Annotated in this window: 13 protein-coding genes and 4 tRNA genes; 6 read left to right on the top strand and 11 right to left on the bottom strand. The window is 56.9% G+C overall.

Translation table 11 applies throughout. The features are described from left to right. Positions 1 to 70: 70 nt before the first annotated feature. Positions 71 to 1,447, top strand: coding sequence for a M20/M25/M40 family metallo-hydrolase (locus K3556_RS06465; protein WP_260518900.1), 1,377 nt, complete (start codon positions 71 to 73; stop codon positions 1,445 to 1,447). 47 nt (positions 1,448 to 1,494) lie between these two features. Here the strand turns inward: K3556_RS06465 and K3556_RS06460 are convergent, their stop codons facing one another. From K3556_RS06460 to K3556_RS06440, 5 genes are all read right to left on the bottom strand, one after another. Next, the gene (locus tag K3556_RS06460; RefSeq protein ID WP_260518899.1) at positions 1,495 to 1,728 is read right to left on the bottom strand and encodes an RND transporter; all 234 of its coding nucleotides are present in this window, start codon (positions 1,726 to 1,728) and stop codon (positions 1,495 to 1,497) included. A gap of 72 nt (positions 1,729 to 1,800) precedes the next feature. After that, a tRNA-Asp gene (locus tag K3556_RS06455) sits at positions 1,801 to 1,877 on the bottom strand. Between the two features lie 141 nt (positions 1,878 to 2,018). Further along, positions 2,019 to 2,095 (bottom strand) — tRNA-Asp (locus K3556_RS06450). A gap of 81 nt (positions 2,096 to 2,176) precedes the next feature. Then, positions 2,177 to 2,773 (bottom strand): histidine phosphatase family protein, encoded by a 597-nt coding sequence (locus K3556_RS06445; RefSeq protein WP_260518898.1) that lies wholly within the window; start codon positions 2,771 to 2,773, stop codon positions 2,177 to 2,179. A 76-nt stretch (positions 2,774 to 2,849) separates the two neighbouring features. Then, positions 2,850 to 2,925, bottom strand: a tRNA-Val gene (locus K3556_RS06440). A 200-nt stretch (positions 2,926 to 3,125) separates the two neighbouring features. Here K3556_RS06440 and K3556_RS06435 point away from each other — a divergent pair. Then, on the top strand, positions 3,126 to 4,127 hold the full coding sequence (locus tag K3556_RS06435; protein WP_260518897.1) for a GlxA family transcriptional regulator: 1,002 nt from the start codon (positions 3,126 to 3,128) through the stop codon (positions 4,125 to 4,127). Positions 4,128 to 4,186: 59 nt separating this feature from the next. Here the strand turns inward: K3556_RS06435 and K3556_RS06430 are convergent. The 5 genes from K3556_RS06430 to K3556_RS06410 form a co-directional block, all read right to left on the bottom strand. Beyond that, positions 4,187 to 4,261, bottom strand: a tRNA-Val gene (locus K3556_RS06430). A gap of 19 nt (positions 4,262 to 4,280) precedes the next feature. Next, positions 4,281 to 4,598: an HU family DNA-binding protein gene (locus tag K3556_RS06425; protein WP_260518896.1), complete on the bottom strand. Its 318-nt coding sequence runs from the start codon at positions 4,596 to 4,598 to the stop codon at positions 4,281 to 4,283. A 213-nt stretch (positions 4,599 to 4,811) separates the two neighbouring features. Then, positions 4,812 to 7,217 carry an endopeptidase La gene (gene lon / locus K3556_RS06420; protein WP_260518895.1) on the bottom strand — a complete coding sequence of 802 codons (2,406 nt, stop codon included), beginning with the start codon at positions 7,215 to 7,217 and terminating at the stop codon, positions 4,812 to 4,814. Positions 7,218 to 7,410: 193 nt separating this feature from the next. Further along, complete coding sequence (gene tgt / locus K3556_RS06415; RefSeq protein ID WP_260518894.1) at positions 7,411 to 8,553, bottom strand: tRNA guanosine(34) transglycosylase Tgt; 1,143 nt, start codon at positions 8,551 to 8,553, stop codon at positions 7,411 to 7,413. Positions 8,554 to 8,632: 79 nt separating this feature from the next. Further along, positions 8,633 to 8,857 carry a hypothetical protein gene (locus K3556_RS06410; protein WP_260518893.1) on the bottom strand — a complete coding sequence of 75 codons (225 nt, stop codon included), beginning with the start codon at positions 8,855 to 8,857 and terminating at the stop codon, positions 8,633 to 8,635. A 324-nt stretch (positions 8,858 to 9,181) separates the two neighbouring features. On the opposite strand from K3556_RS06410, the gene K3556_RS06405 reads away from it, so the two are divergent. From K3556_RS06405 to K3556_RS06395, 3 genes are all read left to right on the top strand, one after another. Continuing rightward, entirely contained in the window at positions 9,182 to 9,547 is a 366-nt protein-coding gene (locus K3556_RS06405; RefSeq protein ID WP_260518892.1) for an SUF system Fe-S cluster assembly protein, read from the top strand. A 67-nt stretch (positions 9,548 to 9,614) separates the two neighbouring features. Next, the gene (locus K3556_RS06400) at positions 9,615 to 9,983 is read left to right on the top strand and encodes a HesB/IscA family protein (RefSeq protein ID WP_260518891.1); all 369 of its coding nucleotides are present in this window, start codon (positions 9,615 to 9,617) and stop codon (positions 9,981 to 9,983) included. A 5-nt stretch (positions 9,984 to 9,988) separates the two neighbouring features. Next, positions 9,989 to 10,300: a TfoX/Sxy family protein gene (locus tag K3556_RS06395; protein ID WP_260518890.1), complete on the top strand. Its 312-nt coding sequence runs from the start codon at positions 9,989 to 9,991 to the stop codon at positions 10,298 to 10,300. A 109-nt stretch (positions 10,301 to 10,409) separates the two neighbouring features. Here the strand turns inward: K3556_RS06395 and K3556_RS06390 are convergent, their stop codons facing one another. Then, a complete protein-coding gene (locus K3556_RS06390) occupies positions 10,410 to 11,327 on the bottom strand; it encodes an isopenicillin N synthase family oxygenase (protein WP_260518889.1) in 918 nt (305 codons plus the stop codon). 129 nt (positions 11,328 to 11,456) lie between these two features. Here K3556_RS06390 and tpiA point away from each other — a divergent pair, with 129 nt between their 5' ends. Then, positions 11,457 to 12,206 carry a triose-phosphate isomerase gene (gene tpiA / locus K3556_RS06385; protein ID WP_260518888.1) on the top strand — a complete coding sequence of 250 codons (750 nt, stop codon included), beginning with the start codon at positions 11,457 to 11,459 and terminating at the stop codon, positions 12,204 to 12,206. The last annotated feature ends 67 nt before the right edge of the window (positions 12,207 to 12,273 follow it).

Raw genomic sequence — 12,273 nt, 5'->3', positions numbered from 1 at the left:
ACTCTGGGTGGACAGCGGCAAAGAGGCTGGTAGGGTCCGCTTCGAAAACGCATGAGATTGGAGCATAGCCATGTCGCTCGACCCCGTTCTAGACCGTATTGATGCGGACCTTCCTGATGCCATTGACCGCCTGTTGGAGTTGTTGCGTATCCCGTCCATCTCGACCGATCCTGCTTTTGCTGAGGACTGCCAAAAGGCCGCAGATTGGTTGGTAGATGATCTGAAAACCATTGGATTTCAGGCAGATAAACGCCTGACACCCGGCCACCCGATGGTCGTGGCGCACGCGGCTGGACCTTCGGATACACCGCATCTTATGTTTTACGGGCACTATGACGTGCAGCCGGTCGATCCGCTGGACCTGTGGGACACCCCGCCCTTCGAGCCCGCCTTGGAAAACACCCCGGCCGGCAAAGTCATTCGCGGTCGTGGCTCATCCGACGATAAAGGTCAGCTGATGACATTTGTCGAAGCCTGCCGGGCGTGGATTGCAGTCCATGGCAGCCTGCCCGCACGTATTTCGCTGTTTTTCGAAGGCGAGGAAGAATCGGGTTCTCCGTCCCTGATCCCGTTCATGGAAGAGAACAAAGACGAGCTGACCACAGACATCGCCCTGATCTGCGACACTGGACTGTTCGAATCAAAGACCCCGGCCATCATCACCCAACTTCGCGGAATGACCTGTGAAGACTTCACCATCACCGGCCCTGATCGTGACTTGCATTCGGGCATGTATGGGGGCGTTGCGATGAACCCGATCCGGGTGCTGACCCGTGCCCTGGCTGACCTGCACGACGACTCCGGGCGGATCACCCTGCCCGGCTTTTATGATGGGGTCGAGGAATTGTCAGACGAGATGCGCGCCCAGTGGCAGGGCCTTGGGTTTGATCACGCCGCTTTCCTGGGTGATGTGGGATTGAAACAGCCCGCGGGCGAACAAGACCGAATGCCAATCGAAATGCTGTGGTCGCGCCCAACCTGCGATGTGAACGGCATCTGGGGGGGCTATACCGGCGATGGGTTCAAAACCGTGTTGCCCAGCAAAGCCTCGGCCAAGGTCAGCTTCCGGCTGGTTGGCAAGCAAGACCCGGACGCGATCCGCAAAACCTTCCGCAGCTATCTGGAAGACCGTCTGCCGGAAGGTTTCTCGGTCGAGTACCGCACCGAAAAGGGTTCCCCGGCAGCGCAGGTTTCAACCGACAACCCCATGTTCGAACAGGCCCGAAAAGCGCTGTCCGATGAATGGGGCATTCCGGCGGCCTTCGCAGGCTGCGGTGGTTCGATCCCGATTGCTGTATATTTCAAAGATATTCTGGGCGTCGACGCGATGCTGATCGGATTTGGTAAGGATGACGACAACATCCACAGCCCGAACGAAAAATACGATCTGGAAAGCTTCCACAAAGGCATCCGAAGCTGGGCCCGTATTCTGTCTGAACTGTCCTGAAACAGACATCCCGGAATGCGCCGTGACGTCGGCACCAAAACCTGCAGTCAGCCCTTTTTCCCGGGCTGATCGCCCTTTCGCATCCTGACGAGCTTCACGCCCAGCACCAGCCAAGGGGTGCCGTGCATCAGCAGGTCAAACATATCGATGGGACGCACCAAGTTCCCGCCAAACAACATGACAAGCTTTTCCCACACATGTGGTGGCGCGAATGGCGCAAGCCCAATTGTCGCGCAGAAAATCAGTATTGTCAGCAATGGTATGTCATCAATGATCGACATGATCCTACCTCATCCCTTGCGATCAATAATGGAAGGCTAGCCGCCATTTCTGTCGCCCGGAATGTGGTGAAGTGGCGCGGTTGACGGGGCTCGAACCCGCGACCCCCGGCGTGACAGGCCGGTACTCTAACCAACTGAGCTACAACCGCGCGTGGCGGGGTGAATACATTGGGTGTGATTAGGCGTCAATGGGGAAAACTCGCGATCCCGGGTGCAGTAGTTTCAGGCAGATTCAGCAAGACATAAAACGAAAAAACCCCGCCAATGGCGGGGTGTCTTTCGGGCAGTGGTGGCGCGGTTGACGGGGCTCGAACCCGCGACCCCCGGCGTGACAGGCCGGTACTCTAACCAACTGAGCTACAACCGCTCACTGCCAGCCTTGCGGCTAGTTCGGGCGTTCTAGGCCGCAGGCTGTAGCGCGTCAAGCGGGCAATGCTGTTTTTCCAGATTATTTTTCGATCACCCGATGCCCGTGCCCACGCGCAAGGTGGAAAATGATCCCCTGGCCGCCTGGCAGCTCCAGCATTTCGTGTTCATTCAGACCCAACCAGCGCGCCCGAAGCACCCGTGAAAGCACCCCATGTGTAAAAACCACCGCCGGGTCGGCAAGGTCTTTCAAAAAACGATCTGCGCGGTCCTGAAGGTCGGCCAAAGTCTCACCGCCGGGCGACATATAGTGCCATTCCTGCGGATTCTGTTCGCCAAACGCAGCCTGCTTGGGCCAGCCTGCTGCAATCTCATCATGGGTCAAACCTTGCCACGCGCCAAAAGACACCTCGCACAACCGCTCGTCTTGTGTGACCGACCATGACAATGCAGCGAGCGACAGTTCCGCAGTCTGCAAAGCCCGGCCTTGCGGCGAGCTGTAGGCTGCAACATCAGTGCGTCCGCCAATCTCGCGCTGCAACATCTGCCCCATGACGCGCGCCTGTTGCCGCCCCTTTTGGGTCAACGGCGAATCCAGTCGCCCTTGGTGGCGACCGGCTAGGTTCCATTCCGTCTGACCGTGGCGAATAACGAACATTTCTGGATATTGGGTTGGCATGTGGACCCTTTGCGTTGGTATGACGGTGCTATGGCACTCTGGTCCACAGGCAAAGCGCCAACATACTCAAAGGGAATGGTGGGTGATGAGAGACTCGAACTCCCGACATCTTCGGTGTAAACGAAGCGCTCTACCAACTGAGCTAATCACCCGCTGGGCCAGCTAATAGCCTTGTCAAACCGGGGATTGCAAGAGGGGTTTTCTCAAAGCATGAAAAAATGTCGACTTGGCCTCTCGCGTGCTGGTGAAACGGCCGCAAAGAGGCGACGCGCCGGATGCGATCAGGCCTAACGGTTGCACTTTGCCTTACGTTACGTATGGTGCCTCATCTCCAAGAGCGAGGAACCCGAATATGTCGGCGTCTGTAGTTCCCAAAGGTGTGGCCCACGTCGCGATCGACGCACCAGCCAACCCCGAACCAATTGTTTTCGTGCTGCTTCCAAACCTGTCGATGCTTGCCTTCACGTCGGCCATCGAGCCTTTGCGGATCGCCAATCAGTTGACCGGGAAAAGCCTGTATTCCTGGACCACCATGTCCGAAGATGGGGGCAATGTAAGGTGCTCGAACGGGATCGAGATCGGGATCGATAGCGCGTTGGGGGATACGCCAGCCGACAGCCGAATTTTCATATGTTCCGGCGTCCAACCCGAATTATCCACCAGCGCGAAAGTCGCAGACTGGACCCGCAAACAATGGCGTTTGGGCCGCACGGTTGGGGCTTTGTGCACTGGCACCTATACTTTGGCGCGCGCGGGCATTTTGGCCGGCCACAAATTCACGTTGCATTGGGAAAACATCGCGCCGTTTCGCGAGCATTTCCCCGGCCTCAACCCGGTCGAGCAGTTGTATACGATGGACAACCGCGTCCTGACCTGCGGTGGTGGCTCGGCGGCGACCGACCTGTTCTTCAAGCTGATCTATGACACCCACGGTCCGGTGCTGGCGCAGGCCGTTCTGAACATGTGCCTGCACACCGTTCAACGGTCGGAAACAGACCGCCAGCAAAGCTCCACATCCGCGTCTATCGGGGTGCGTAATGACAAACTGGTGCGCATCATCAATCATTTCGAAGCGCATTTGGACGACCATATCAATCTGGACGTCATCACCGACGAGCTTGGGATTTCGCGGCGGCAGATGGAACGACTGTTTCGCCACTACCTGAACACAACGCCGAAGAAATATTTACAAAACCTTCGCCTTCAGCGCGCGCGTATCCTGCTGGCAGAGACCAATCTGCCTGTGGTCGATGTCGCCGTCGCGTGTGGCTTTGACTCTGCTGCGTATTTCTCGAAACGGTTTCGTGAGGCTTTCGGGATGTCTCCGCATAAATTTTCGACCGGACAGGGGTAGAAGCTGATGCGAAAACGGACGCCCAAAAGCGCCCGATGGATGGCCCAGCCAATGCGAAGTGGTGGGTGATAAGAGATTTGAACTCCTGACATCTTCGATGTGAACGAAGCGCTCTACCACTGAGCTAATCACCCAACGGGCCAGTTTTTAGCGTCAGTCGGTATGCGACGCAAGAGGGGCGTCTTCCTTGTCGACAGCCTTGTTGCGACGGATCTTGCAGATCACAATTTTGGCGTCTGGAAGTTCTTTCTGGCGATTGACTTTGACGTTGCCAAGCGGTGGCAGGCGAAGTTTTTCACCACGTTCCAAGGCCGCTCCCAATTCTTCCAACACAGCGTCAAAAACCGCTTTTGCCTGATTGGGGCGCATTTCAGCACGCGCAGCAACGCGGGCTAACATCTCTTTCTTTTTTACGACCGGCTCTGCAAAAGTGATCGTCTTTTCCGATGTTTGCTTTACGGAAGCCGTCATATTAGGTGCCTTCGAAGCACTCTGCTTGGCTTTCGTCGCTGCGCTCGGTTTTGCTTTTGATGTTGATTTTGCTCTGACTGCCATGGATTGCCTCTCTGTTTGATTGTGGTGCCAGTTTGGGCTGGCTCCATGAACAGATCCGCATTATCGCGGTCTGAATAGGGGAAAGGAGCGAGCCTTTCCCCGCTCCTTCCCAAATGAAGGCACTGGCGATCAGTGCGCGATTGGCGGCACGCTGGCTGGCTTTTTCGCCAAGGCAGCAGCCGCAGCTTCTTCCGCCGCTTCATCCCATTCCACGGCAACCGGTTCACGAACCAAAGCGTGTTTCAGGACTTCGGACACATGGCTTACCGGGATGATCGTCAGCCCTTCTTTCACATTGTCTGGAATCTCACGCAGGTCTTTTTCGTTCTCTGCCGGGATCAGGACGGTTTTGACACCACCACGCAACGCGGCCAGCAGTTTTTCTTTCAAACCGCCAATCGCCAGCGCGTTGCCGCGAAGGGTGACTTCTCCGGTCATGGCGATGTCTTTCTTCACGGGAATGCCGGTCAGGACAGACACGATAGAGGTAACCATCGCCAGACCCGCCGAGGGGCCATCCTTGGGCGTCGCGCCTTCGGGCACATGCACGTGGATGTCTGACTTTTCGAACTGGGGCGGCTTAACGCCGATTTCGGGCGCAATCGACCGCACATAGGAATTGGCGGCGTCGATTGATTCCTTCATCACATCGCCCAGTTTCCCTGTGGTTTTCATCCGGCCCTTGCCCGGCAGGCGCAGCGCTTCGATGGACAGCAGATCACCGCCCACGCTGGTCCAGGCCAAACCTGTCACGACGCCCACCTGGTCTTCCTGTTCGGCCAATCCAAAGCGATGCTTGCGCACACCAAGATAGTCTTCCAGCAATTCAGGCGTGACTTCGACGGCCTCGACCTCTTTCTTAACCAGTTTGGTCACCGCTTTGCGGGCCAGTTTTGCAAGCTCGCGCTTCAGGTTCCGCACACCGGCTTCGCGAGTGTAGTAACGGATCATATCCGTCAGCGCGGTTACACTGACCGAAAACTCATCCTTCTTCAGCCCGTGATCCTTGACCACTTCCGGAAGCAGGTGACGCGACGCGATTTCACGCTTTTCATCTTCGGTGTAGCCGGCCAGCGTGATGATCTCCATCCGGTCCAAAAGCGGTCCCGGCATGTTGTAGGAGTTCGCAGTGGTCAGGAACATCACATCTGACAGGTCATATTCGACCTCAAGATAGTGATCGACAAAGGTCGAGTTCTGTTCCGGATCAAGCACTTCCAGCATCGCGGATGCGGGATCACCACGGAAGTCCTGCCCCATCTTGTCGATCTCATCCAACAAAATAAGCGGGTTCGTGGTTTTCGCCTTTTTCAGCGCCTGAATGATCTTACCGGGCATCGAACCGATATAAGTCCGGCGGTGACCGCGGATTTCGCTTTCGTCACGCACGCCTCCCAACGAGATGCGGATAAATTCGCGCCCCGTGGCCATGGCAACCGATTTCCCAAGCGAAGTTTTACCCACGCCGGGAGGGCCAACAAGGCACATGATCGGGCCCTTCAGCTTTTTCGAGCGCTGCTGAACAGCCAGATATTCGACAATGCGCTCCTTGACCTTCTCAAGGCCATAGTGATCCGCATCCAGCACTTTCTGAGCGTTGTTCAGGTCTTTCTTCACCCGGCTTTTCTTGCCCCATGGCAGACCCAGCATCCAATCCAGATAGTTGCGCACAACCGTGGCTTCTGCCGACATGGGCGACATGTTCTTGAGCTTCTTCAGCTCGGCATCCGCCTTTTCGCGCGCTTCCTTGGACAGCTTGGTTTCTTCGATCTTTTCTTCCAGCTCGGTCAGCTCGTTCTGGCCTTCTTCGCCGTCGCCAAGTTCCTTCTGAATGGCCTTCATCTGCTCATTCAGATAATATTCGCGCTGGGTGCGCTCCATCTGGCTTTTGACGCGGGTTTTGATCTTTTTCTCAACCCGCAGGACCGACATTTCGCCCTGCATCAGGCCATAGACCTTCTCAAGCCGCTCAGAGACCGTGAAGGTTTCAAGCAGCTCTTGTTTTTGGTCGACTTCGACGCCCAGATGCCCCGCCACAAGATCGGCCAGCTTGTCAGGCGCGCGCGTTTCCGCGACCGCCGCCAGCGCTTCTTCGGGGATGTTTTTCTTAATCTTGGAATAGCGCTCGAACTCTTCGCTGACCGAACGCAGAAGCGCTTCGATCTCGTTCGGGTCGCCGGGCCGTTCTTCGATTACCTCGGCAAAGGCTTCGAAATAGTCGGCGTTATCGACATAGTCTGTGATGCGCACCCGCGCCTGTCCCTCGACCAGCACTTTAACAGTGCCGTCGGGCAGTTTCAGCAGTTGCAGCACATTGGCCAGCACGCCGACATCATAGATACCTTCCACGTCCGGCTCATCGACCGACGGGTCAATTTGGCTGGACAGAAGGATCTGCTTGTCATCCGCCATCACTTCTTCCAAAGCCCTGACGCTTTTTTCGCGTCCAACAAACAGCGGCACGATCATGTGGGGGAAGACCACAATGTCACGCAGCGGCAGGACCGGGAAGGATTGGCTCAGTTGCTCACTCATAGGTTTTCCTTATTCTTGGCAAAGCGCCCTGCCCCTGTGTTTCGGCAGCTGGGGCGCCTCCTGTTCGGGTTATTCAGATGGGGGTGGTACCGCCCAACGTCAACCCACTTTGCCCCAACACTCTGCCTCCGCCGCCTGCGGACGACAAGGGGAAAGCCGACGGGAAATTGGCATAGGCAGTGTTTCGAAACACTTAAAGCGGCTCAATATCGCCTTGCGCGCGGCCAGAGTGGAAATCCGTTTCCCATTCGGCGAATCTCTGCGCTGCAATCGCGTCGCGCATGCCCTGCATGATTTCCTGAAAGTAATGCAGATTATGCCATGTCAGAAGCATGCCCGAGATCATTTCCTGTGCGCGGAACACATGATGCAGATAAGCGCGCGAATAGTTGCGGCAGGCCGGACAGCCACAGTTTTCGTCCAACGGGCGCGGGTCGTCCTGATGACGCGCGTTCTTGATGTTCAAAACTCCGTGACGTGTGAACACTTGCCCGGTGCGGCCAGAACGCGACGGCAGCACGCAATCCATCATGTCGATGCCGCGCTTGACCGCGCCGACGATGTCATCCGGCTTACCAACCCCCATAAGATAGCGGGGTTTGTCTTCGGGAAGAAGATCAGGGGCGAAATCCAGACAGTCAAACATCGCGGCCTGCCCTTCGCCCACAGCCAAACCGCCAACCGCATAGCCATCAAAGCCGATGTCCTTCAACGCCTCGGCGCTTTCTTCCCGGAAATCGCGCTCCAGTCCGCCCTGCATGATTCCAAAAAGCGCATGTCCGGGGCGATCGCCAAACGCCTCTTTCGACCGCGCCGCCCAGCGCATCGACAGGCGCATGCTTTCGGCGATCCGATCCCGATCCGCCGGCAAGGCGGGGCATTCGTCGAAGCACATCACGATGTCGGACCCCAGCAGCTTCTGGATCTCCATCGAGCGCTCGGGCGTCAACTCGTGCTTCGAGCCGTCGATGTGGGATTTGAACGTCACGCCCTTCTCGGTCAGTTTGCGCAGATCGGCCAAGCTCATCACTTGAAACCCGCCGCTGTCCGTCAGGATCGGTTTGTCCCAGTTCATGAACTTATGCAGCCCGCCCAAGCGGTCGATCCGCTCGGCTGTTGGGCGCAACATCAAGTGGTAGGTGTTGCCAAGCAGAATATCCGCGCCTGTCGCTGCCACGCTTTCCGGCATCATCGCCTTTACGGTGGCCGCGGTCCCGACGGGCATGAAAGCTGGCGTGCGAATCTTGCCGCGCGGTGTGTCGATGACACCCATACGGGCCTTGCCGTCTGTGGCATTCAGGGAAAATGTGACGCGGGTTGGGATTTGGTCTTGCATCCGGCTGATTTGGCGCATGCTGCGCCGAATGCCAAGGGTTTTCTAGCGTTCTGTGACCTGACCAGCGCGCGCGTTGGTGTCAGCCATCGTCGTCGCGGTTGATTTTGACTGCGCCCAGATTGGCTGCGTTCACGCGTTCCGACAAGCGCTCCAGCTTGCGGCTGGTCAGCATCAGTTCGGTCAAAGTTGTGTTGTCCACGCGATTTGCCAGTGCATAGGCAACGTCCTGCACCATCCGGGCCGCCTGATCCAGCTGCTCGGTGCAAGTCAAAGTTTTTGTGTCACCATTTTTCGTCGAAATCACCGTTCTGGCTCCTCGTGCTGCCCCAGCTCTTGCAAAAGAGGGTCTCAAGCGGAAAATTCAAGGCGAACACGTCCATTTTATGGCGAATTATAGACCATTGCGCATCATGGGGTTGTGATTTCCAACACAATGCACCCGCAACATCCAACATTGGACGATATCTAGAAACAGGCAACATATCCAATAGGCTAGACGGCGACCTGCAAACCAGTGAGCCAACGTAGCGACTTTGTTGCACCGCAGCATGTTTCTTCTTCAGGTCTGGCTCTGGACCTTGCCCTTTGCAATCCTTATATGATCAGTCAGGATTAGGACGATGGCACAATGACAATGAACACATCCGACAAGCTTGAAGGTGAACCGCTGATCAAGCCCTCAACCGTTGACCACCCGCTGTATGACAGCGTGGTTGAAGCCTGCCGGACGGTCTATGACCCGGAAATTCCGGTCAATATCTTTGACTTGGGGCTGGTTTATACGGTCGAGATCAACGACGAAAACGAAGTTGATCTGATTATGACGCTGACAGCGCCCGGCTGCCCAGTCGCAGGTGAAATGCCCGGCTGGCTGGTCGAAGCGATCGAACCCGTTGCAGGCGTGAAACAGGTGAATGTCGAAATGACCTGGGATCCGCCCTGGGGCATGGAAATGATGTCGGACGAAGCCCGTCTTGAACTGGGCTTTATGTAACCGCAGATGCACCCTGCCCTTGAGCGAACCGAAATGACGGCTTAGCCTTGGGACAAAGGAGACGTTGATGTTTGGCATTCCCGGCAGATCGCCGATCACCATGACACCGGCCGCCGAGGCCCAGATCGCCAAACTCATGGCGTCCGGTGGACATATGGGCTTGCGCATTGGAGTCAAAAAAGGTGGCTGTGCGGGCATGGAATACACCATGGACTATGTTGATGAGGTCGACAGCCATGACGAGGTGGTCGACCAAGGTGACGCCCGCGTCATCATCGCGCCAATGGCGCAGATGTTCTTGTTCGGAACAGAAATCGACTATGAAATCTCGCTGCTCGAGGCGGGGTTCAAATTTCGGAACCCAAATGTCAGTGAAGCTTGCGGGTGTGGCGAATCGATAAAGTTCGATGAAAAGCTCAGCGCAGACCTGCCCTAGGTTCGATGTCCGTCACTGACACAGATATCGCCTTTGTCAAAGAACTGCTTGAGGGGCTTGGCCCGCTGACCCATCGCAAGATGATGGGCGGTGCGACCTTCTATGCAAATGGTCAGGTGTTTGCGATCCTGTCCAGCAGTGGCGAGATTTTCTTGAAAGCCAAAGGGGCTTTTGCTGACGCTATGGCAGCCGAGGGCAGCCGCATCTTCGGCATGGACGGCAAAACCATGGGATACTGGACCCTGCCCTACGCGGCTTTGGACGACCCGGATCTGGCCTGCGGTTGGGCGCGTCGCGCGTTGGATGCGTTAGCTTAAAGCGTTTCGAATTGAACCTGCGACAGGGATCAGTCGAAACGCTGCTTAACATTTCAGCGTTTCTCGCGTTTCGCCAAAAACCGGTATCGCAGGTTTTTCTCGAAACGCTTTAAGACGCGGCCGCCGCCTTGAGGTGCAGATAGGTCTCGTCAAACCGCTTCTTCATGTGATCGCCCGCAAGGATAGGCTTATCCGCGCCATCCGGAGCAACGTTGATGTCGTGGTTTGGGTTGAAGAACATCGGGACCGAGATCCGTTCATCCCCTGACCCGACCACCCGGTGCATCGTCGCCTTGACCGCCTGCCCGGTCCACATTTCCAGCATCTCGCCGAAATTGATCGCAAATTCGCCGACTGGGGCGTTCACGGGCAGCCATGACCCGTCTGCGGACAGCACCTCCAGCCCAGCCACGCCATCTGATGCCAGAAGGGTCAGGCAACCGTAATCCGTATGCGGCGCAATCCCGAAATCCTTATCCCCTGCCCAATCAGGCCGGGGTGGATAATAGTTGCCGCGCAGAAGCGCCATCGGGCGGGTGAACGCGTCGTCGAAATAATGCTCATCCTTACCGATCGCTGCTGCAATGCCGCGCAGCAGGTCCAGCGCGACCAAAAGCGCTTGCGCGTAGTAGTCTTGGATCGTTTTGCGAAACCCCGGCATATCCGGCCACAGGTTGTCCCCATAGACCGACAGGTTCTGGCCTCGCAGCGGATCGTCGCGATCTAATTCGAACCCGCAATCAAACACCTGTTTGTAGTCGGGGTTGGCGTCAGGATCGACCTGTTCGGACCCCGGCGCACCCCAGCCCCGGTTGGCCCCCGTCAGGGCCATATCAACCTCGCGCTTGTCGGCCTCGGGCAGATGAAAGAAGGCCCTGTAACTTTCCAACACCCGTACCATTTGGTCGTGCGGAATAATCGTGTTGTGAATGGTGAGGAACCCGACCTGTTCCACGCCGTATTTCAACGCCGCCATCGTCTGCGGATCGCGGGCCGCAATCTTGGCGGCATCCAGTCTTGGGATCATCACGAACATCCTTCTGCGTGGCGAAAGTGGTGGTCTTGTAGCGCACCATGTTCGCGGTGCAAGCCCTACCGGGGCTTGACGACCCCCGTTCCGCGTCGGACAACATACAAACCAAAAGGGAGAGATGAGATGACCCGGCGCAAACTGGCAGCAGGCAATTGGAAGATGAACGGAACCAGCGCAAATCTGGCAGAGCTGGACGCGCTGGCCAAAGCGCACCCGACGCCGGGTTGCGACATCCTGATTTGCCCGCCAGCCACCCTGATCGCGCGGGCGGCACAGGCCGTACCTGATCAGATCGCCATTGGCGGTCAGGACTGCCACCAAAACGAAACCGGGGCGCATACGGGTGATATCTCTGCTCAGATGCTGCTGGATGCTGGTGCCAGCCACGTGATCCTGGGCCATTCCGAACGGCGCGAAGATCACGAAGAAAGCGACGCGGATGTGCGCAGTAAAGTGGTTGCGGCGCTTGCCGCCGGGCTGAAAGTTGTCGTTTGCGTTGGCGAAAGCCTTACTGAGCGCGAAGCCAACAACACGCTCGATATCATCGGCGGCCAGATGGCCGGGTCAATCCCGGATGTTGTGACCGGCGAAAATCTTGTCGTCGCGTATGAACCGATTTGGGCGATTGGCACCGGCAAGGTTCCGACACTGGACCAGATTGGCGATGTGCATGATTTCATCCGCGCACGGCTGGAACGCCGATTTGGCGTAGGGGTTGGTCGCTCGACTCGCATTCTTTACGGCGGCTCGGTCAAACCCTCGAACGCGACAGAGATTTTTGCCGTCTCAAATGTTGATGGTGCTTTGGTTGGCGGGGCAAGTTTGAAAGCGTCTGATTTCTCGCCGATTATCGCGGCACTTGAGAGCGCCTGATCGACCATCGACTTGACGCGATGCGTATTTCTGTTAACAAGTTAACTAAATAACGCCGGAGTGTTTG

The organism is Aliiroseovarius sp. M344 (assembly GCF_025140835.1).
Lineage (GTDB): Bacteria > Pseudomonadota > Alphaproteobacteria > Rhodobacterales > Rhodobacteraceae > Aliiroseovarius.
Note: the sequence above shows the minus strand (reverse complement) of the source record. Positions and strands in the feature narration are given on the sequence as shown.